Source organism: Streptomyces sp. MBT53 (assembly GCF_016654115.1).
In the GTDB taxonomy this organism is placed as follows: Bacteria; Actinomycetota; Actinomycetes; order Streptomycetales; family Streptomycetaceae; genus Streptomyces.
Window position 1 is genome coordinate 50687 of record NZ_JAEQAZ010000017.1, and the last position, 20346, is coordinate 71032.

The 20346-nt window shown below is 69.4% G+C and carries 17 protein-coding genes; 4 read left to right on the forward strand and 13 right to left on the reverse strand.

The window, feature by feature from the left end:
- Positions 1-168: 168 nt before the first annotated feature.
- Positions 169-1287 (forward strand): glycerate kinase, encoded by a 1119-nt coding sequence (locus JHN45_RS09295; protein WP_200711557.1) that lies wholly within the window; start codon positions 169-171, stop codon positions 1285-1287.
- Between the two features lie 79 nt (positions 1288-1366).
- Here JHN45_RS09295 and pssA read toward each other — a convergent pair whose 3' ends face one another.
- The 9 genes from pssA to JHN45_RS09340 all read right to left on the reverse strand — a co-directional run bounded on the left by pssA (position 1367) and on the right by JHN45_RS09340 (position 12307).
- Complete coding sequence (gene pssA, locus JHN45_RS09300) at positions 1367-2185, reverse strand: CDP-diacylglycerol--serine O-phosphatidyltransferase (protein ID WP_200711556.1); 819 nt, start codon at positions 2183-2185, stop codon at positions 1367-1369.
- A gap of 22 nt (positions 2186-2207) precedes the next feature.
- On the reverse strand, positions 2208-2864 hold the full coding sequence (locus tag JHN45_RS09305; RefSeq protein ID WP_200711547.1) for a phosphatidylserine decarboxylase: 657 nt from the start codon (positions 2862-2864) through the stop codon (positions 2208-2210).
- A 169-nt stretch (positions 2865-3033) separates the two neighbouring features.
- Positions 3034-4239, reverse strand: a complete 1206-nt coding sequence (locus tag JHN45_RS09310; protein ID WP_200711546.1) for an acyl-CoA dehydrogenase family protein — start codon at positions 4237-4239, stop codon at positions 3034-3036.
- Positions 4240-4241: 2 nt separating this feature from the next.
- Positions 4242-4754 (reverse strand): MaoC family dehydratase, encoded by a 513-nt coding sequence (locus JHN45_RS09315; protein WP_201048659.1) that lies wholly within the window; start codon positions 4752-4754, stop codon positions 4242-4244.
- A gap of 2 nt (positions 4755-4756) precedes the next feature.
- Positions 4757-5728, reverse strand: coding sequence for a CoA ester lyase (locus JHN45_RS09320; RefSeq protein ID WP_200711544.1), 972 nt, complete (start codon positions 5726-5728; stop codon positions 4757-4759).
- On the reverse strand, positions 5725-7764 hold the full coding sequence (locus JHN45_RS09325) for a protein meaA (protein ID WP_201048660.1): 2040 nt from the start codon (positions 7762-7764) through the stop codon (positions 5725-5727). Before JHN45_RS09325 ends, JHN45_RS09320 begins: the two co-directional genes overlap by 4 nt.
- A gap of 17 nt (positions 7765-7781) precedes the next feature.
- The gene (gene ccrA / locus JHN45_RS09330; protein ID WP_307783062.1) at positions 7782-9125 is read right to left on the reverse strand and encodes a crotonyl-CoA carboxylase/reductase; all 1344 of its coding nucleotides are present in this window, start codon (positions 9123-9125) and stop codon (positions 7782-7784) included.
- A 418-nt stretch (positions 9126-9543) separates the two neighbouring features.
- Positions 9544-10353 carry a TetR family transcriptional regulator gene (locus JHN45_RS09335; protein WP_200711542.1) on the reverse strand — a complete coding sequence of 270 codons (810 nt, stop codon included), beginning with the start codon at positions 10351-10353 and terminating at the stop codon, positions 9544-9546.
- Between the two features lie 148 nt (positions 10354-10501).
- Positions 10502-12307: a 3-hydroxyacyl-CoA dehydrogenase family protein gene (locus JHN45_RS09340; protein WP_201048661.1), complete on the reverse strand. Its 1806-nt coding sequence runs from the start codon at positions 12305-12307 to the stop codon at positions 10502-10504.
- A 340-nt stretch (positions 12308-12647) separates the two neighbouring features.
- Here JHN45_RS09340 and JHN45_RS09345 point away from each other — a divergent pair, with 340 nt between their 5' ends.
- The gene (locus JHN45_RS09345) at positions 12648-13223 is read left to right on the forward strand and encodes an adenylosuccinate lyase (protein WP_201048662.1); all 576 of its coding nucleotides are present in this window, start codon (positions 12648-12650) and stop codon (positions 13221-13223) included.
- A gap of 17 nt (positions 13224-13240) precedes the next feature.
- Here JHN45_RS09345 and JHN45_RS09350 read toward each other — a convergent pair whose 3' ends face one another.
- The 4 genes from JHN45_RS09350 to JHN45_RS09365 form a co-directional block, all read right to left on the reverse strand.
- The gene (locus JHN45_RS09350; RefSeq protein ID WP_201048663.1) at positions 13241-13774 is read right to left on the reverse strand and encodes a GNAT family N-acetyltransferase; all 534 of its coding nucleotides are present in this window, start codon (positions 13772-13774) and stop codon (positions 13241-13243) included.
- A 41-nt stretch (positions 13775-13815) separates the two neighbouring features.
- Positions 13816-14214 (reverse strand): RidA family protein, encoded by a 399-nt coding sequence (locus JHN45_RS09355; RefSeq protein WP_201048664.1) that lies wholly within the window; start codon positions 14212-14214, stop codon positions 13816-13818.
- A gap of 66 nt (positions 14215-14280) precedes the next feature.
- A complete protein-coding gene (locus JHN45_RS09360) occupies positions 14281-15861 on the reverse strand; it encodes an alpha/beta hydrolase (RefSeq protein WP_201048665.1) in 1581 nt (526 codons plus the stop codon).
- A 165-nt stretch (positions 15862-16026) separates the two neighbouring features.
- Positions 16027-17073: an Rv2578c family radical SAM protein gene (locus JHN45_RS09365; protein WP_201048666.1), complete on the reverse strand. Its 1047-nt coding sequence runs from the start codon at positions 17071-17073 to the stop codon at positions 16027-16029.
- Positions 17074-17241: 168 nt separating this feature from the next.
- Between JHN45_RS09365 and JHN45_RS09370 the strand changes: the two genes are divergently transcribed.
- Together JHN45_RS09370 and JHN45_RS09375 are read left to right on the forward strand one after the other, a co-directional pair.
- Complete coding sequence (locus JHN45_RS09370; RefSeq protein ID WP_200711535.1) at positions 17242-17685, forward strand: SRPBCC family protein; 444 nt, start codon at positions 17242-17244, stop codon at positions 17683-17685.
- Positions 17686-17851: 166 nt separating this feature from the next.
- Positions 17852-20242, forward strand: a complete 2391-nt coding sequence (locus JHN45_RS09375; protein ID WP_200711534.1) for an MFS transporter — start codon at positions 17852-17854, stop codon at positions 20240-20242.
- Positions 20243-20346: the final 104 nt, after the last annotated feature.

A 20346-nucleotide genomic window follows, 5' to 3' on the forward strand; every position in this document is an offset into this window, starting at 1 on the left:
AGCGGCACAGCGGACGCTCAGCCCGGTCCCAGCGTTCGGTCGGGGCATGACGGCGGGGGCGTCGGCCGGTTAGGGTCGCAAGCGGCGCGACTGGCCCTGAAGTGTGCGGGGCCCGTAGAGCAAGGGGATCGCAAGGTGGCGGACGCTGCACAGAGGGGCACCCACAGGGTGCTCATCGCCGCGGACAAGTTCAAGGGGTCGCTGACGGCCGTGCAGGTCGCCGAGCGGGTGACGGCCGGGCTGCGCCGGGTCGTACCCGATCTGGAGGTCGCCGCGATGCCGGTCGCCGACGGCGGCGACGGCACGGTGGACGCGGCCGTCGCGGCCGGGTTCGAGCGACGGGAGATACGGGTCGCCGGACCCCTCGGCGACGAGGTCACCGCGGCCTTCGCGGTCCGCGGCGACACGGCCGTCGTGGAGATGGCCGAGGCGAGCGGGCTGCAGAGACTGCCCAAGGGCGTCTTCGCCCCGCTCACCTCCTCGACGTACGGCTCCGGCGAACTGCTGCGGGCCGCACTCGACGCGGGCGCCCGCACGATCGTGTTCGGCGTCGGCGGCAGCGCCACGACCGACGGCGGCGCGGGCATGCTCTCCGCGCTCGGCGCCCGCTTCCTGGACGCGGACGGCGAACCGGTGCCCCCGGGCGGCGGCGCCCTGATCGACCTGGCCTCGGCCGACCTCTCGGGCCTCGACCCGCGCCTCGCCTCCGTCGCCCTCGTCCTCGCCAGCGACGTCGACAACCCGCTCACCGGCCCCAAGGGCGCCGCCGCGGTCTACGGCCCCCAGAAGGGCGCCGCACCGGACGACGTGGACGCCCTCGACGCGGCCCTCGGCCACTACGCGAAGATCCTCGAGGAGTCGATCGGCGCTCGGGCCGCCGAGTACGCCATCGCGCCCGGCGCGGGCGCGGCGGGTGGCATCGGCTACGGCGCGCTCCTCCTCGGCGCCCGCTTCCGCCCCGGCATCGAGGTCATGCTCGACGTCCTCGGCTTCGCCTCCGCGCTGGAGGGCGCCACCCTCGTCATCACCGGCGAGGGCTCCCTCGACGAACAGACCCTGCACGGCAAGGCCCCGGCCGGAGTCGCCGCGGCGGCCCGCGCGGAGGGCAAGGAGGTCGTCGCCGTCTGCGGCCGCCTCGCCCTGCCCCCACAGGCCCTCGGCCACGCCGGCATCCGCCGCGCCTACCCCCTCACGTCCGTCGAACCGGACGTCGTGAAGTGCATCGCCGACGCGGGCCCGATCCTGGAGCGGGTGGCGGAGAACATCGCGCGGGACTTTCTGGTCTGAGTCCCGCACGAGGAACGCTGAAGGGCCCCGAGCCAAGCGGCTCGGGGCCCTTCGTTCTTGTCTGCTACGACCGCTGCGACTACGGCTGCGCTGCTCGCGCCTCGCGCCGGTTGTCGCGGAAGTTGTTCACGCGGCGGGCCGTCGCGAACAGGGGGATCACCGCGCCCATGACCAGCTGGAGCGCGCAGCCCGTCTGGAGGAGCAGTTGGCCGCTCGGGGCGTCGAACGCCCAGGCCGCCAGCAGGCCCATCGACAGGACGATCCAGGCGAGCATCGCGACCGCGAGGCGACCGCGCGGCTTCGGGTACTCGACCCGGCTCACCATCAGCCAGGCGGTGCCCAGGATCGCCATGAGCGTTGCCACGAAGGGCAGCTCGAGGAGCACGATCGAGACCACCGTCAGCGCGCCGAACGGGGAGGGCATGCCCTGGAACATGCCGTTCGGCGGGGTCACGCACGAGAAGCGGGCGAGTCTCAGCACCACGGCCAGCAACACCACGATCGCACCGACCGCGGCCACTCTCTGGTGCGCGTCGTCCGCGACCATGCCGTAGACGAGGACGAAGTACGCCGGTGCGAGGCCGAAGCTGATCAGGTCCGACAGGTTGTCCAGCTCCGCGCCCATGGGGGAGGAGCGCAGCTTGCGGGCGACGAGGCCGTCGAAGAGGTCGAAGACCGCCGCGCACAGCATCAGGATGACCGCGGTGGCCGCGCTGTGGCGGGCCATGCCGGTCGACTCGTCGTTGCCCGTCAGGTGCGGGATCAGGATGCCGGTGGTGGTGAAGTACACCGCCATGAAGCCGCAGGTGGCGTTGCCGAGGGTGAGGGTGTCCGCTATTGAGAGGCGGAGAGAAAGAGGCATCTCCTCCTCGTCGTCCACCTCATCGGCCTCGGGCACCCAGCCCGCCTGTGTCTCCGGATCAATCACGGTCAATGCGAGTCACCCCAGCCACCGTCTTCTGACCGACCTCCACGTCCACCTCGACACCCTCGGGGAGGTAGATGTCGACACGCGAACCGAAGCGGATCAGTCCGATGCGCTCGCCCTGCTCGACCTTCGTGCCCTGCGGGACGTAGGGGACGATGCGGCGGGCGACGGCGCCGGCGATCTGGATCATCTCGATGTCACCGAGCTCGGTGTCGAAGTGCCAGACGACCCGCTCGTTGTTCTCGCTCTCCTTGTTGAACGCGGGAACGAAACCGCCCGGGATGTGCTCGACCGAAGTCACCGTGCCGGAGAGCGGCGCGCGGTTGACGTGGACGTTCAGCGGGCTCATGAAGATGGCGACGCGGGTGCGACCGTCCTTCCACGGCATGATGCTCTGCACCACACCGTCGGCGGGCGAGATGACCCGGCCCCGGGTGATCTCGCGCTCGGGGTCGCGGAAGAACCACAGCATGCCCGCCGCGAGCGCGGTGGCGGGTACGGCCACGGCCTTGGCGGCGCCGGACTTGCGCGCACGTACCAGGCTGAGGGCTGCGGTGGCGACGGTCGGCAGGAGCCACGGCGATGCTCCGCGCGCGAGGCGTACGCCTGCCAGGCTGTCGCGTGGTGCAGAGGTTTGGCTGTGGGGCATGGATGACCTTCGTAGCGGATGATGCCGCACTGTAACGGGGGACGGCGGCTTTCCCGGGATCGTACCGGTCGTGAGCCACAACTGGCTAAGCCAGTAAGTCGAGTCGGCGGCTGAAGAGCGTTGACGGGGTGTGATCTTCTTCTCGAAGAAAACACCCCGAAACGGACAATCAGCCCTGGAATCGATACTCTTCGAGCAACCTGCGCCCGATGATCATTTTCTGGATTTCGGCGGTACCTTCGCCGATCAACAGCATCGGCGCCTCGCGGTAAAGGCGTTCGATCTCGTACTCCTTGGAGAACCCGTACCCGCCGTGGATCCGGAAGGCGTCCTCCACGACCTCCTTGCAGTACTCGGAGGCGAGGTACTTCGCCATCCCTGCCTCAAGGTCGTTTCGTTCGCCGGAGTCCTTTTTGCGTGCCGCATTTACCATCATCGCATGGGCGGCCTCGACCTTGGTGGCCATCTCCGCCAGCTTGAACTGGATCGCCTGGTGCTGGGCGATCGGCTTCCCGAACGTGTGACGCTGCTGCGCGTAGGAGACGCCCAGCTCGAAGGCACGCTGAGCGACGCCGCAGCCACGCGCCGCCACATTCACGCGGCCCACCTCGACTCCGTCCATCATTTGGTAAAAACCTCGGCCGGTCTGGCCGCCGAGCACACGGTCGGCCGGGATCCGTAGACCGTCCATGATCAACTCGGTGGTGTCGACGCCCTTGTAGCCCATCTTGTCGATCTTCCCGGGGATGGTGAGACCGGGCCGGACCTCCCCGAAACCGGGCTCCTTCTCCACCAGGAAGGTCGTCATCGACTTGTGCGGCGCGGTGCCCTCCGGGTGCCCTTCGTCACTGCGTACGAGTACGGCCACGAGCGACGACGTGCCGCCGTTCGTCAGCCACATCTTCTGACCGGTCAGGACGTACTCGTCGCCGTCCTTCACCGCCTTCGACGTGATCGCCGAGACGTCCGAACCGAGCGCCGGCTCCGACATGGAGAACGCGCCCCGGATGTCGCCTGCCGCCATGCGCGGCAGGAAGTGGTCCTTCTGCTCCTGCGTGCCGTGCTGCTTGAGCATGTACGCCACGATGAAGTGCGTGTTGACGATGCCGGACACCGACATCCACCCGCGCGCGATCTCCTCCACACACAGGGCGTACGTCAGCAACGACTCGCCCAGGCCGCCGTACTCCTCCGGGATCATCAGGCCGAACAGGCCCAACTCCTTGAGCCCGTCGACGATCTGCTGCGGATACTCGTCGCGGTGCTCCAGCTCGGTGGCGACCGGGAGGATCTCCTTGTCCACGAAGTCGCGGACGGTGGACAGGATTTCCCGCTGGATGTCGGTGAGACCGGCGGTCTGGGCGAGTCGCGCCATGGCTACTTCTCCTGCTCCTTGAGCTGGGGGCGGCCGGGCTGCTCGCCGCCGCGCTCCTTGATGTACGTCTCGGTCGGCACCATCACCTTGCGGCGGAACACACAGACCAGCGTGCCGTCCTGCTTGTAGCCCTTGGTCTCCACGTAGACGATCCCGCGGTCGTTCTTCGACTTCGAGGGCGTCTTGTCGAGGACCGTCGTCTCGCCGTAGATCGTGTCCCCGTGGAAGGTCGGCGCCACGTGCTTCAGCGACTCGATCTCCAGGTTGGCGATCGCCTTGCCCGACACGTCCGGCACCGACATGCCCAGCAGCAGCGAGTAGATGTAGTTGCCGACCACCACGTTCTTGCCGAAGTCCGTCGTGTTCTCGGCGTAGTTGGAGTCCAGGTGGAGCGGGTGGTGGTTCATCGTCAGGAGACAGAAGAGGTGGTCGTCGTACTCCGTGACCGTCTTCCCGGGCCAGTGCTTGTAGACCGCGCCGACCTCGAACTCCTCGTAGGTGCGTCCGAACTGCATGGTCACGCCTCCGGAATCTCGAACTCGGTGGTGCGCTTCATGCCCGCCGCGCGCCCCTTGCCGGAGATGACCAGCGCCATCTTGCGGCTGGCCTCGTCGATCATCTCGTCGCCGAGCATCGCCGAGCCCTTCTTGCCTCCGGCCTCGGACGTGTAGTAGTCGTACGCGTCCAGGATCAACTCGGCGTGGTCGAAGTCCTCCTGGGACGGCGAGAAGATCTCGTTGGACGCCTCGACCTGGCCCGGGTGCAGCACCCACTTGCCGTCGAAGCCGAGCGCGGCGGCCCGCTGGGCGACCGCGCGGTAGCCGTCGAGGTTGCGGATCTGCAGGTAGGGGCCGTCGATCGCCTGGAGGTTGTTGGCACGGGCGGCCATCAGGATCTTCATCAGGATGTAGTGATAGGCGTCCGCCGGGTAGCCGGGCGGCTGCTCGCCCACGACGAGGGACTTCATGTTGATCGACGCCATGAAGTCGGCCGGGCCGAAGATGATCGTCTCGACACGTTGACTGGCTTGAGCGATGGCATTGACGTTGTTGAGTCCCTGCGCGTTCTCGATCTGCGCCTCAATACCGATCTTGCCGACCTCGAAGCCCATGGTCTTCTCGATCTGCGTCAACAGGAGATCGAGCGCCACGACCTGCTGGGCGTCCTGCACCTTCGGCAGCATGATGCAGTCGAGGTTCTGGCCCGCGCCCTCGACGACCGTGACGACGTCGCGGTACGTCCACTCGGTCGTCCAGTCGTTGACGCGCACGACCCGCGTCTTGCCCGTCCAGTCGCCCTCGTTGAGGAACTTGACGATGGTGTGCCGCGCGTCGGGCTTGGCCAGCGGCGCGCACGCGTCCTCCAGGTCCAGGAAGACCTGGTCGGCCGGGAGGCCCTGCGCCTTCTCCAGGAAGCGCGGGTTGCTGCCCGGGACCGCGAGACAGGAGCGCCGCGGGCGAAGCCGGTTGACGGGGGCGGGCGTGGTCATGCGGGGACCTCCAAGGGGTCGAGCAGGGGGTCGAGCTTGTTCGCCTTCCGGATCTCGTCGACGATGCGGCCGATGATTCCGGTGATGTCGAAGTCCTTCGGGGTGAAGACCGCGGCGACCCCGGCAGCCCTGAGCTGCTCGGCGTCGCCATTGGGGATGATCCCACCGGCGATGACAGGTATGTCTGTGGCACCGGCCACACGGAGCCGTTCGAGCACGTCCGGCACCAGCTGGGCGTGCGAGCCGGACAGGATGGACAGGCCGACCGCGTGCACGTCCTCTGCGAGTGCCGCGTCCACGATCTGCTCCGGGGTCAGCCGGATGCCCTGGTACACCACCTCGAAGCCGGCGTCACGCGCGCGGACGGCGATCTGCTCGGCGCCGTTGGAGTGCCCGTCCAGGCCCGGCTTGCCGACCAGGAAGCGCAGCTTGCCGACGCCCATCTCGCGCGCCGTCACGTCCACCTTGCGGCGGACCCCGGCCATCGCCGAGCCCTCCTCCGCGGGGACCGCGACCGGTGCCGACGAGACGCCCGTGGGCGCCCGGAACTCGCCGAACACCTCCCGCAGGGCCCCGGCCCACTCGCCGGTCGTGACACCGGCGCGGGCGCACTCCAGGGTGGCCTCCATGAGGTTGTCCGTGCCCTTGGCGGCCTCCTTCAGCCGCTCCAGCGCCTTGCACGGGCGCGGGTGGTTGAACGGCGGCTGGTAACGCGTGTCACGCCACCGCTGCAACGACGCGACGACCCGGGCCTCGACGGCCGGGTCGACCGTCTGGATCGCTTGATCAAGGTCGGCGGTGAGTGGATTCGGCTCGGTCGTGTTGAAGATGTTGACTCCGACGATCTTCTCTTGACCGGACTCAATACGGCCCCGCCGCTCCGCGTGCGAGGACACGAGCTGCGACTTCAGATAGCCCGACTCGACGGCGGCCATCGCGCCGCCCATCTCCTCGATGCGGTCGATCTCGGCGAGGGACTCCTCGACCAGGGAGGCCACCTTCGCCTCGATGACGTGCGAGCCCTCGAAGATGTCCGCGTACTCCAGCAGGTCGCTCTCGTGCGCCAGCACCTGCTGGATGCGCAGCGACCACTGCTGGTCCCAGGGCCGGGGGAGCCCCAACGCCTCGTTCCACGCCGGGAGTTGCACGGCACGCGCGCGTGCGTCCTTCGACAGCGTCACGGCCAGCATCTCCAGCACGATCCGCTGGACGTTGTTCTCCGGCTGCGCCTCGGTCAGGCCGAGCGAGTTGACCTGGACGCCGTAGCGGAACCGGCGCTGCTTCGGGTCCTCGATGCCGTAGCGCTCGCGCGTGATCTCGTCCCAGATGCGGCCGAAGGCGCGCATCTTGCACATCTCCTCGATGAAGCGGACGCCCGCGTTCACGAAGAAGGAGATACGGGCGACGACATCGCCCCTGCGGTCCTCGGGGATCTGCCCGGACGCGAACACCGCGTCCAGGACGGCGATCGCCGTGGACATCGCGTACGCGATCTCCTGGACCGGCGTGGCTCCCGCCTCCTGGAGGTGGTAGCTGCAGATGTTGATCGGGTTCCACTTGGGGATGTGGTTGACCGTGTAGCAGATCATGTCGGTCGTCAGCCGGAGCGAGGGGACCGGCGGGAACACGTGCGTGCCCCGCGACAGGTACTCCTTGACGATGTCGTTCTGGGTCGTCCCCTGGAGCTGGGTGATGTCGACGCCCTGCTCCTCGGCGACGACCTGATAGAGCGCCAGCAGCCACATGGCGGTGGCGTTGATGGTCATCGAGGTGTTCATCTGGTCCAGGGGGATGTCCTGGAACAGCCGGCGCATGTCACCGACGTGGGCCACCGGCACGCCGACCCGGCCGACCTCGCCGCGGGCGAGGATGTGGTCGGAGTCGTAGCCGGTCTGCGTCGGCAGGTCGAACGCGACCGACAGACCGGTCTGGCCCTTGGCGAGATTGCGCCGGTACAGCTCGTTGGACGCCTCGGCCGTGGAGTGACCGGCGTACGTGCGCATGAGCCACGGCCGGTCTTTCTGGCGCTCAGTCATGTAGGGGACCTCAGCCCTCAGATGTTCCGGAAGCGGTTGATGGCGTCGATGTGCTGCGCGCGCTTCTCCTCGTCGCGCACACCGAGGCCTTCCTCGGGGGCGAGGCACAGGACGCCGACCTTGCCCTGGTGGAGGTTGCGGTGGACGTCGTAGGCGGCCTGGCCGGTCTCCTCCAGGGAGTACACCTTGGAGAGCGTCGGGTGGATCTTGCCCTTCGCGACCAGCCGGTTGGCCTCCCAGGCCTCGCGGTAGTTGGCGAAGTGCGAGCCGATGATCCGCTTCAGGGACATCCACAGGTAGCGGTTGTCGTACTCGTGGTTGAACCCGGAGGTCGAGGCGCAGGTGACGATCGTGCCGCCCTTGCGGGTGACGTAAACGCTTGCGCCGAAGGTCTCGCGGCCCGGGTGCTCGAAGACGATGTCCACGTCCTCGCCGCCGGTGAGTTCACGGATACGCTTGCCGAACCGCTTCCACTCGCGCGGGTCCTGGTTGTGCTCGTCCTTCCAGAACCGGTAGTCCTCGGCGTTGCGGTCGATGATCGCCTCGGCGCCCATCGCCCGGCAGATGTCCGCCTTCTGGGGCGAGGACACGACACAGATGGGGTTGGCGCCGCCCGCGAGCGCGAACTGCGTGGCGTAGGAGCCGAGTCCGCCGCTCGCGCCCCAGATCAGGACGTTGTCGCCCTGCTTCATGCCGGCGCCGTTGCGGGAGACCAGCTGCCGGTAGGCGGTGGAGTTCACGAGCCCCGGGGCGGCGGCCTCCTCCCAGGAGAGGTGGTCCGGCTTGGGCATCAGCTGGTTGGACTTGACGAGCGCGATCTCGGCGAGCCCGCCGAAGTTGGTCTCGAAGCCCCAGATCCGCTGCTCCGGGTCGAGCATCGTGTCGTTGTGCCCGTCGGAGGACTCCAGCTCGACGGACAGGCAGTGCGCGACGACCTCGTCGCCGGGCTTCCAGGCGTTGACGCCCGGGCCGGTGCGCAGGACGACGCCCGCGAGGTCGGAGCCGATCACGTGGTACGGCAGGTCGTGCCGCTTGGTCAGCTCGCTGAGCTTGCCGTAGCGCTCCAGGAAGCCGAAGGTCGACAGCGGCTCGAAGATCGAGGTCCACACGGAGTTGTAGTTGACACTCGATGCCATGACGGCCACGAGGGCTTCGCCCGGGCCGAGTTCGGGCACCGGGACGTCGTCCAGGTGGATCGACTTGCGGGGGTCCTTGTCGCGGGTGCTGAGGCCCGCGAACATCTCCGTCTCGTCCTTGTGCACGGTGATCGCGCGGTACGACTCGGGGAGCGGCAGGGCGGCGAAATCGGCCGGAGTCGAGTCCGGCGACTGGATCGCGGCGAGGATGTCCTTCACGGTCACGGTGTTGCCTCCGGCGAAGTGCGCCCTGAGGGAGGGGCGCCGATGGTTACGTCGGTGCTGCTGCTGAGGGTGGGTGGAGAGGTGCCGTCGGTTCGGCGGGTGGTGCTTCGGCAGCGCTTTGTGGCGCGGGAGGGTGCCTGTGACGCAGGCGTCCGGGCGCGCAGCCCAGTGGTGGGTTGCGGGGACAGCCGACGTACGGGAGATCTCTGTACGCCGGCCGCCCGGACACCTTCAACGTATGACACTGCGTGTCACCCCGCAAGGCACCGAGTGCCATGAATCGCTCTCAGGTGAAATCTTTACGTAACAAATGAGCGATGATCGATCGAACGGGGTCTGAAAGGTGCGTGAAAAGGGGCTCTGACATGCCAAAACGGCCACCCCGGAGGGTGGCCGTCATCACATGGTGCAGGGCGGGTCAGCGGTCCCTGAGTGCCTCTTCGATGGTCCGCATGACCTCATCCAGCGGGGCGTCGGTGCGGGCGACCGTCACCAGGACCTCACCCTGCTGGTGCACCATCGCCGTGGCCGGCTTGGGGGTCGTGGTGCGGCCGGCGCCGATGCCGCTGCCGAAGGTCTTCCGTACGATCCCGAAGGCGTGGTCGAGCTGTGCCTCGACGTCGCCCTGGCCGCCGGCCCGCAGCCAGCGCCGCAGCACGTGGTTGTGGGCGGTGACCACGGCCGAGGCGGCGACCTCGGCGAGCAGCGGGTCGTCGTTGGCGTCGTCGTCGTGCGCGTGCTCGTCGAAGTGGCCGAGGAGATAGCGGGTGAACAGCCGCTCGTAGCGGGCCACCGACGCGATCTCGGCCTCGCGCAGGGTGGGCACCTCGCGCGTCAGCTTGTAGCGGGCGACCGAGATCTCCGGCTGCGCCGCGTACATGCGCATGACTTCCTTGATGCCCCGGCACACCGTGTCGAGCGGGTGCTCGTGCGCGGGGGCGGCGTTGAGGACCGCCTCGGCCCGGATCAAGGTGTCGTCGTGGTCCGGGAAGATCGCCTCTTCCTTGGAGCGGAAGTGGCGGAAGAACGTCCGGCGTGCGACCCCGGCCGCGGCGGCGATCTCGTCGACGGTGGTCGCCTCGTACCCCTTCGTCGCGAACAGCTCCATCGCCGCGGCCGCCAGTTCGCGCCGCATCTTGAGGCGCTGGGCGGCGGCACGACTCCCCGCGGCACTCTCCGGTGCGTCGGGCGCGGCTGCGGTACGTGAGGGCTTGGCGGGCTGGGGCATGACCCGAACGTACTGCATGTGCGCAGCCTGCCGCGCACGTCGGGGGTTTCCCCCGCCCGCCAGGGGCAGGGGCCCTCCGGTGGGGTCGAGCAGCCCGCCCCAGTCCCCGTCGCCGTCCTCGTCGTCCCCGAACCAGTCGCCGGGACGATCAGCGGCGGGCATATTCGCGGAAGCCGCGGCCCGTCTTGCGGCCGAGGCAGCCCGCGGCCACCAGGTGCTCCAGGAGCGGCGCCGGAGCCAGGCCCGGGTCGCGGAACTCGCGGTGCAGGACCTTCTCGATGGCCAGGGAGACGTCGAGCCCGACGACGTCCAGCAGCTCGAAGGGGCCCATCGGGTAGCCGCCGCCCAGCTTCATCGCCGCGTCAATGTCGTCAAGAGATGCATAGTGCTCCTGCACCATCTTGATCGCGTTGTTGAGGTACGGGAAAAGCAGTGCATTGACGATGAATCCAGCTCGGTCACCACAGTCGACGGCATGCTTCTTGATCTTGACGCAGACCTCGTGAACTGTTGAGTGGACGTCAACATCCGTCAACACTGTACGGACGACCTCGACCAGCTTCATCGCCGGTGCGGGGTTGAAGAAGTGCATGCCGATCACGTCCTGCGGACGCGAGGTGGCACGGGCGCACGCGACGACCGGCAGCGACGAGGTCGTGGTCGCCAGGACCGCCCCCGGCTTGCAGACCTTGTCCAGCGTCGCGAACAGCTGCTGCTTGACCTCCAGATCCTCGGCGACCGCCTCGACGGCCAGATCGACGTCCGCGAACGCGTCGTAGGAGCCCGCCGGAGTGATCCGCGCCAGGGTCTCCGCGGCGGCCTCGGCGGTCATCCGCCCCCGGTCGACAGAGCGCGAAAGCGACTTGCCGATACGGGACTTGGCGACCTGCGCCTTCTCCTCGCTGCGCGCGGCGAGCACGACCTCGTACCCGGCCTTGGCGAAGACCTCGGCGATACCCGACGCCATGGTCCCGGAACCGGCGACCCCGACCGAGCGGACCGTACGGCCCGGGGTGAGCCGCGCGCCCTCCGGCGGGGTGAGCGCGTCTCGCACGACGGTCGCGCTGCCGGGTGCCTCGTAGGAGTAGAAGCCGCGGCCCGTCTTGCGGCCGGTCAGGCCCGCCTCGCTGAGCTGCTTGAGGATCGGCGCGGGGGCGTGCAGACGGTCGTGGGACTCGGCGTACATGGCCTCCAGGACCGTGCGCGCGGTGTCGACGCCGATCAGGTCGAGCAGCGCGAGCGGGCCCATGGGCAGTCCGCAGCCGAGCCGCATCGCCGCGTCGATGTCCTCGCGGGAGGCGTACTTCGCCTCGTACATCGCGGCGGCCTGGTTGAGATAGCCGAACAGCAGCCCGTCCGCGACGAAGCCGGGGCGGTCGCCGACCGCGACGGGCTCCTTGCCCAGCTCGATCGCCAGCTCGGTGACGGCGGCGACGGCGGTGGGCGCCGTCAGCACCGAGGAGACGACCTCGACCAGCTTCATCGCGGGCGCCGGGTTGAAGAAGTGCAGCCCGAGCACCCGCTCAGGCCGCGCCGAGTCGGCGGCAAGACGCGTGACGGACAGGGCGTTCGTGCCGGTCGCGAGAATCGTCTCGGTGCGCACGATCCCGTCCAGCTCACGGAAGATCTGGTGCTTGATCTCGTACGACTCCGGGGCCACCTCGATGACCAGGTCGGCGTCGGCCGCCGCGCTCAGGTCGGTGGAGGTGCGGACCCGGGCCAGGGCGTCGGTGCGCTCCTGCTCGGTCAGCCGGCCGCGCCGCACGGCGTGGGCGGTCGCGGTCTCCAGGGCGGCGACGGCGTGCGCGGTCGCGGCCTCGCTGACGTCGATGCCGACGACCTCGCGGCCGGCCCGGGCGAGGACCTCGGTGATACCGGTGCCCATGGTGCCGAGACCGACGACGGCAATGGTCTTGAACGGGGACAGGGGAGCGTCGGACAGGGGAGCTGCCATCGCGGGACTCCTGGAATGAGGGTGACGACTGGGAGCGCGCGCCGTACGCCGAAGGGGCGCACGGAGTGCGAGAAGGAGTGCGGGTGGTGCCGGGCAACGAGCGCACACGCCCGGCGAGTTGAGAGTTCCGACCGGCCCTGTCCCAAGCCGTGTCGTACTGCGGCACACGAGGTGCCGAACCGACTGCACTCGCCGCGGCTGCGTCACCAGGCCACGGCAAGGAGATACACGAGTGGGTAACTCGCTCACCTGAGCTTAACCGGTGGGTAACGAGCGCGCCAGCCCCCGGAGTTTGTGATGTAGGTCCCGTCTGTCCCGCGACCCCCATAGGCTCGGTTTCATGGACGAAGAGTTGCGATCACTCACGGAGCGCTTACGGCAGGAGTCGGGAGGAGCGGCGCCGTACGAGCGACTTGTGTCGACCGACGACCTCGACGAACTGGCGGAGGTGCTCACGGCCGTCGGACAACCGCTCTGGGCCCGGGAGTTGGCCGCGTTCCGGCTCGGCCTCGCGGGCGACCCGCGCGCCTTCGAGTCCCTCGTCCTGTTCCTCAACCACCGCGACCCACCGCGCTGCGCCTCCGCCGCGTACGCCCTGGCCCGCCTCGACGACCCCCGCACCGCCCGCGCGGCAGCCGCCCTCGCCACCAACGAACTCCGCGTCGCCTACGCCCTCCACCCCGTCCGACTCCTGGCCGACCTCCACGCCCCCGAGTCCGTCCCCGCCCTCATCACCACCCTGGAGCGACGCCTGCGCCCCCACGACCCGTACCGCCGCGTGGCCCTCGCCTGCGTACAGGGCCTCGGCGAACTGGGCGACCCCCGCGCCAGACCCGTCCTGAACGACGCCCTCGCCCACCCCGCACTGGCGGAGGCGGCGGTGCACGCACTGGGGCGGATTCCACGCCAGGGCTGAGCCCGCCTACCGCCCCCTCAACGCGTCAGCTTCCTTACGTACCGGATCTCCGGCACCAGGACCCCGTCCACCTCGTACGGCTCCTCCGTCCCGTCCGCCCGGAAGCCCGCCCGCTCGTAGAAGCGGCGGGCGCGGGCGTTGCCCCGGACCACCCAGAGGTACACGCGGTCGTGACCGAGGGCCGCGCACCGCCGTAGCGCCTCCTGCATCAGGGCCCGTCCGGTGCCGGTGTTCAGGTGGTGCGGGTCGAGGTAGATCGCGTACAACTCGGCTTCCCCGGTGCGGACTTCGCCGTCCCGGTAGGGCCCGAACGCGGCCCAGCCGACGATCTCCTCGCCCCGCTCGGCGATCAGGTTCACCACGCTGCCGTCACCCCGCGCGAAACGGGCCCGGCGGCGCTCGGCGTCGTCCTGCGCGCTGAGGGTGTCGAGGAAGGGCTGCGGCATGAGGCCCCGGTACGCGAACTGCCAGCCGAGGACGCGGATTTCGGAGACGCGGTCGCAGTCGGCGAGGATCATGGGGCGGATCTGAAGGGGGTCGGCATCGTCCATGGCGGGCACCCTAGGGACTCGGCCGCCGGGTCGGCGCCTGATTATTCGCCGATCACCGCGAACGCCTCGATCTCCATCAGGAACTCCGGTCGCACCAGCCCGGCTACCTGTACGGCCGACGCGGCGGGGAGCCGGTCGTCGGGTATGTGGGCGGCGCGGGCCGCGCGGATGGCCGGCAGGTGGGCCATGTCCGTGACGAAGAAGGTCAGTTTGACCACGTCGTCGAAGCCGGCGCCCGCTGCGGCGAGGCAGCGGCGGAGGTTCTCGAAGACCTGGCGGGCCTGGGCCGCCGCGTCGCCCTCGCCCACGAGCCTGCCGTCCTCGTCCAGGGCGAGCTGGCCGGAGATCGCGACGAAGCGGCCGGTGCCCATGACGACGTGCGTGTAGGCCGTCGCGGGGGCGACGCCGTCGGGGGCGGGAATCCTCGTCAGCTCACTCATGCGTCCATGGTGGACCATGGGTCTGACAACGAGGATTCCCGCCCCCGTGGGACCGTCAGGCGGGGCTCAGCCGCGGAAGCCCAACAGGCCGTGCAGCGTCGAACCGTGTGCCGTGCTCGTCGCCGACTTCGCCGTGGTCAGCGGTTTCGGGTCGGGCGTCTTCTGGCACACCGCGTCGACCTCGCCGCCGCTGCGCGGCACCGTGCCGTCGGTCAGATAGGTCGCCAGGTACTTGTCCAGGCAGGCGTTCCCGCTCAGCGTGATGCCGTGGTTGCCGCCGCCCTGCTCGACCACGAAGCTGGAGTCGGCCAGCAGCTGGTGGACCGTCGCGCCGCCCTGGTAGGGGGTCGCCGCGTCGTTCGTCGCCTGGAAGAGCAGCACCGGTGGCAGCTTGCCGTTGGCGATGTTGACCGGCTGCTCGGACTTCGTCGGCCAGAACGCGCACGGCGCGTTGTACCAGGCGTTGTTCCAGACCATGAACGGCGCCTTCTCGTAGACCGCCCAGTTGTCCTTGCGCCACTGGTTCCAGTCGCGCGGCCAGGACGCGTCTCGGCACTGCACCGAGGTGTAGACGCTGTACCCGTTGTCCCCCGAGGCGTCGATCGCGGCGAAGTTGTCGTAGGCCTCGACCAGGGGATCGGCGTTCTTGTCGTTCACGTACGCCGCGAACGCCTCGGCGAGGTAGGGCCAGTAGCCGTTGTAGTAGCCGCCCGGGATGAAGGTGTCCTCCAGTTCGGAGGCGCCCACCTTGCCACCCGCCGGCTTCTTGGCCAGCGCCTTCCGCATCGCGTACCACTTGGCCTCGATCCTGGCCGGGTCGGTGCCGAGCTTGTACGTGGAGTCGTACTTCGCGATCCACGCCATCAGCGCCTGCTGGCGGTCGTTGAAGGCGTAGTCCTGCCCGAGGTTGTCGTCGTACCAGACACCCGTGGGGTCGACGATCGAGTCCAGCACCAGGCGGCGCACGCGCTCCGGGTAGAGCTTCGCGTACACGGCGCCCAGGTAGGTGCCGTACGAGTAGCCGAAGTAGTTGATCTTCTTGGCGCCGAGTGCCGCCCGGATCGAGTCCATGTCCTGCACCGCGCTGATGGTGTTGATGTACGGCAGCACGCTCGCGTACTTCTTGCCGCAGGCCGCCGCGTAGGCCTCCACGCGCGTGAGGTTGGCCTTTTCCAGCACCGGGGTGCTCGGCACGGAGTCGGGGCGCACCGGGTTGAAGTAGCCGGGCTTGCAGTCCAGGGCCGGGGTGCTCTTGCCGACGCCGCGCGGGTCGAAGCCGATGACGTCGTACTGGGACGCCACCGCCTTGGGCAGCGAGGAGGCCACGAAGCCCGCGAGGGTCAGTCCGCTGCCGCCGGGGCCGCCGGGGTTGACCAACAGGGGTCCCTGGTACGTCTTCGCGGTGTGCGGGACCCGGGACAGGGCGAGCGTGATCTGCGTGCCGTGCGGGTTCGCGTGGTCGAGCGGCACCTTGACGCTCGCGCACTGGAGCGTCGGATAGCCGGTGGTGGCACAGCTCTTCCAGCCGAGCTTCGCCGTCTGGACGGTGGTCGTGGGATGCGTGGTGCTCGCGTCTGCGGGGAGAGCGGTGACCGTCCCGGCCACGACGACGGCGGCACCGCACAGTACGGCTGCGCGTTTTCTCATGAGTCCTCCCAGGACGGAGAGGCAGCCGACCGCGGTGCTCGCGGTCGCTCCTCGCCGCATAGTCCCGAAAAGCCGGGGCGGAAGAACCTGTTCATCCGATACTTGACCCAATTGGGCCGCCGGATGCGCTCGAACGCCCTCGGATCAGCTCATTGAGAAGCGCCTTCAGATCAGCGAGAGCTGCGTCGGCTCGCTCACCGGCTCGTCGACCGGGTCCGCCGGTTCGGGAATCCGGCGCGGCATGCCCGCGCGCGCGGGACCGATGCCGTACTCCTGCGCCAGGTCGTGGACCTGACGGGTGATCCGGCGCTGGTACCACTTCGGGGCGTACGAGCCCTCCGCGTACAGCCGCTCGTAACGGCGCACCAGATGCGGGTGGTGCTGCCCGAGCCAGGCCATGAACCACTCGCGCGCACCGGGCCGCAGATGCAGCACCAGGGGAGTCACGGAGGTGGCCCCGGAGGCGGCTATCGCCCTTACGGTGGCGCGGAGTTGGGCCGGGTGGTCGCTCAGGAAGGGGATCACCGGGGCCATCAGGACGCCGACGTCGATGCCGTGCTCGGTCAGCGTCCTTACGGTGTCCAGGCGCCGCTCCGGGGAGGGCGTGCCGGGCTCCACCGTGCGCCACAGCGCCGGGTCCGTGAAGCCGACCGAGACCGAGATGCCGACGTCGGTGACCTCGGAGGCCTGCACCAGGAGGTCCAGGTCGCGCAGGATCAGCGTGCCCTTCGTCAGGATCGAGAAGGGGTTCGCGTGGTCGCGCAGGGCGCCCAGGATGCCCGGCATCAGCCGGTAGCGGCCCTCCGCGCGCTGGTAGCAGTCGACGTTCGTGCCCATCGCGATGTGCTCGCCGAGCCAGCGCCGGGAGCCGAGCTGGCGGCGCAGCAGGTCCGGCGCGTTCACCTTGACCACGATCTGCGAGTCGAAGCCGAGGCCGGTGTCGAGGTCCAGGTAGCTGTGCGACTTGCGGGCGAAGCAGTACACGCACGCGTGGGAGCAGCCCCGGTACGGGTTGACCGTCCACTCGAAGGGCATGCGGGAGGCCCCCGGCACGCGGTTGATGATCGAGCGGGCCCGCACCTCGTGGAAGGTGATTCCGCGGAACTCGGGCGTGTCGAAGGTACGGGTGGTCACCGCGTCCGCGCCGAACAGCGCTACGTCGGCCGTCCGGCTGTGGCCGTCGGACTCCAGGGTGAGGTTCTCCCAGCGCATGACGCCTCCTAGGTAGGCCTGCCCCCCGAGTGAAACACTTGTTCGAATTACTGTGCAAGTGTCATTCCCTACCTCTTCCGACGCCCTGGGGTACCCCGATTTGGGTGACCGAGTGCGGGGGTGGTTGGCTTGCCCCGACCCCGAGAACGCAAGTCCTGGAGGAACGAAATGGCGCAGGTCGAGGCCACCACCGAGCGGGTCGTCGCAGCCGACGCGGAGAAGGTGTTCGACGCCCTCGCCGACTACACCGGCACGCGCGCGAACCTGCTGCCCGAGCAGTTCAGCGAGTACGAGGTGCGTGAGGGCGGCGACGGCGAGGGCACCCTCGTCCACTGGAAGCTCCAGGCCACCAGCAAGCGCGTCCGCGACTGCCTCCTGGAGGTCAGCGAGCCGACCGACGGCGAACTGGTCGAGAAGGACCGCAACTCCACCATGGTCACCACCTGGCGGGTCACCCCGGCCGGCGAGGGCAAGTCCCGCGTCGTCGTGACGAGCACCTGGAACGGCGCGACCGGTATCGGCGGCTTCTTCGAGCGCACCTTCGCGCCCAAGGGCCTCGGCCGCATCTACGACCTGGTCCTCGACAAGCTCGCCACCGAGGTCGAGAAGTAGACCCCAAGGGCCAAGCCTCCAGGGCGCGTTGACGCCCTGACTGCTTCCCTCACCGGTTCGAGTGGATCTCCGTTCGAGCCGGGCGTACGCCGTAACTCGTCACGCTTGCTCACAGTTGTCGCCTAAAGCGGGAATTGTGCGGCAGGCGCGACGAGGGGAGCGGTACGTGGGCGGGACGACTCTGGTGCAGGACGAACGGCCCTCGACGCCCCCGGAGACCCCGGTCCCCGCACCCGTCGAGAAGGCCGAACTCAGCCCGCGCCGCGTGCGGTTGGTCTTCCTTGGCCTGATGCTCGCGCTGCTCCTCGCCGCCCTCGACCAGATGATCGTCGCCACCGCGCTCCCGAAGATCGTCGGCGAACTGCACGGCCTGGAGAAGATGTCCTGGGCGATCACCGCCTACCTCCTCACCTCCACGGTCGGCCTGCCGGTCTACGGCAAACTCGGCGACCTCCTCGGCCGCAAGAGCGTGTTCCAGTTCGCGATCGCGGTCTTCGTGATCGGCTCCGCACTGGCCGGCCGCGCCCAGTCCATGGACCAACTCATCGCGTTCCGCGCGGTGCAGGGCATCGGCGCCGGCGGACTCATGATCGGCGTGCAGGCGATCATCGCGGACATCGTGCCGCCCCGGCAGCGCGGCCGTTTCATGGGCCTGATCGGCGCCACCTTCGGACTCGCCTCCGTGGCGGGCCCGTTGCTCGGCGGCTACTTCACGGACCACCTCTCCTGGAGGTGGTGCTTCTACATCAACGTGCCTTTCGGCGTGGTGACGTTCGCCGTCGTGACCGTCGTACTGAGACTGCCGAAGCCGACCGCGAAGGCGCGTCTCGACATCCTCGGGGCGCTGCTGCTGGCCGCCGCGTCAACGTGTCTTGTCCTGCTGACCAGTTGGGGCGGGACCGAGTACGCCTGGGGATCGCGCGTCATCCTCGGGCTCGGCGCGGGAGCCGTGGCCGCCGCCGTCCTCTTCGTCGTCGCCGAGCGGTTCGCGCCCGAACCCCTCATCCCGCTACGGCTGTTCAGGGACGCCGTCTTCAACGTCACCGCTCTGGTGGGCCTGGTGATCGGGGTCGCGCTGTTCGGGGCCGCCAGCTATCTGCCGACCTTCCTGCAGATGGTCGACGGGGCGAGCGCCACCGAGTCCGGACTGCTGATGCTGCCCATGATGGGCGGCATCGTCGGCGCGTCCATCGTCTCCGGCCAACTCATCAGCCACACCGGCCGGTACAAGATCTACCCGATCCTCGGCAGCGCGCTCTCCGTCCTCGGCATGTGGCTGCTGTCCCGGCTCGAAGTCGACACGTCCCGGCTGCAGTACAGCGTCTGGATGGCCGTCCTCGGCGCCGGCATCGGCCTGGTGATGCCCGTTCTCGTCCTCGCCGTGCAGAACTCCGTACGACCCGCCGACCTCGGCACCGCCACCAGCGCCAACAACTACTTCCGGCAGATCGGCGGCAGCGTCGGCGCCGCAGTCTTCGGCACCCTCTTCGCCGACCGGCTCACCGACGCCCTGCGCGACCGCCTCCCCACGCGCGCGGGGGCGGGCCTCCCCGACCCCGAGTCCATCACCCCACAGCTCGTCCACGCGCTGCCCCCGGCGCTGCGCGACAGCTACATCCGGGCCTACGCCGACGCGATGCCCCGGATCTTCCTCTACCTGGTGCCGGTGCTCGCCCTCGGCCTGCTCATCGCCTTCTTCCTCAAGGAGAAACCGCTGGTGTCCCACAACGCCCCCGCCGAGACGGCGGAGACCGCGCCCTTCAACTCCCCGATCCCGCAGGCCCGTTCGGCGTACACCCCCGGAATTCCCGTCTGCGGCACGGTGCAGCACCCCGACGGGACCGTCGTGCCCCGGGCCGCGCTCACCCTCATCGACGTCGCCGGGCAGCAGATCGGGCGCGGCGCCAGCGGAGCGGACGGGCGGTACGCGCTGTCGACGCCCGGCTCCGGGTCGTACGTCCTGATCGCGGCGGCCGGCGGGCACCAGCCGCAGGCGGTGTCGGTGACCGTGGGGGAGCGGCCCGTCGAACTCGATGTCGTCCTCGGCGGCGCCGGACGCCTCGCCGGGAGTGTGCTGACCGCGGACGGCACCCCGGTGCGGGAGGCCGCCGTGACGCTCACCAATGTGCACGGCGAGGTGGTGGCCAGTACCCGCAGCGGGCGCGAAGGCACCTATGTGATCAGCGAGTTGGTGGCCGGCGAGTACACCCTCGCGGCCAGCGCCCCCGCGTTCCGCCCGGCCGCGCTCCCCGTCAGCGTGCAGGCGTCCCGCGAGACCCGCCAGGACGTCGAACTCGCCGGCGGCGCCGTGCTGCGCGGCACCGTCAGGGCGAGCGGCGGGCGGCCCGTCGAGGACGCGCGCGTGACGCTCCTCGACGCGGCGGGCAACGTCGTCGACACCCTCACCACCGGACCCGACGGCACCTTCCGGTTCGTCGACCTGTCCTCCGGCGAGTACACGGTGATCGCCGCCGGGTATCCGCCCGTGGCCACCGTGCTCCAGGTGGCGGGCGGGGGACGCACCGAGCGCGATCTGCAACTCGGCCACGAGGACTGATCAGCCGCCCCACGGGGCGCGCAGGCGCACGCCGGTGCGGATTGGATGGAACCAATTCCAGGAATGCCGCACATCGCCACCGGCCGCCCCCGTAGCGTGGTGGG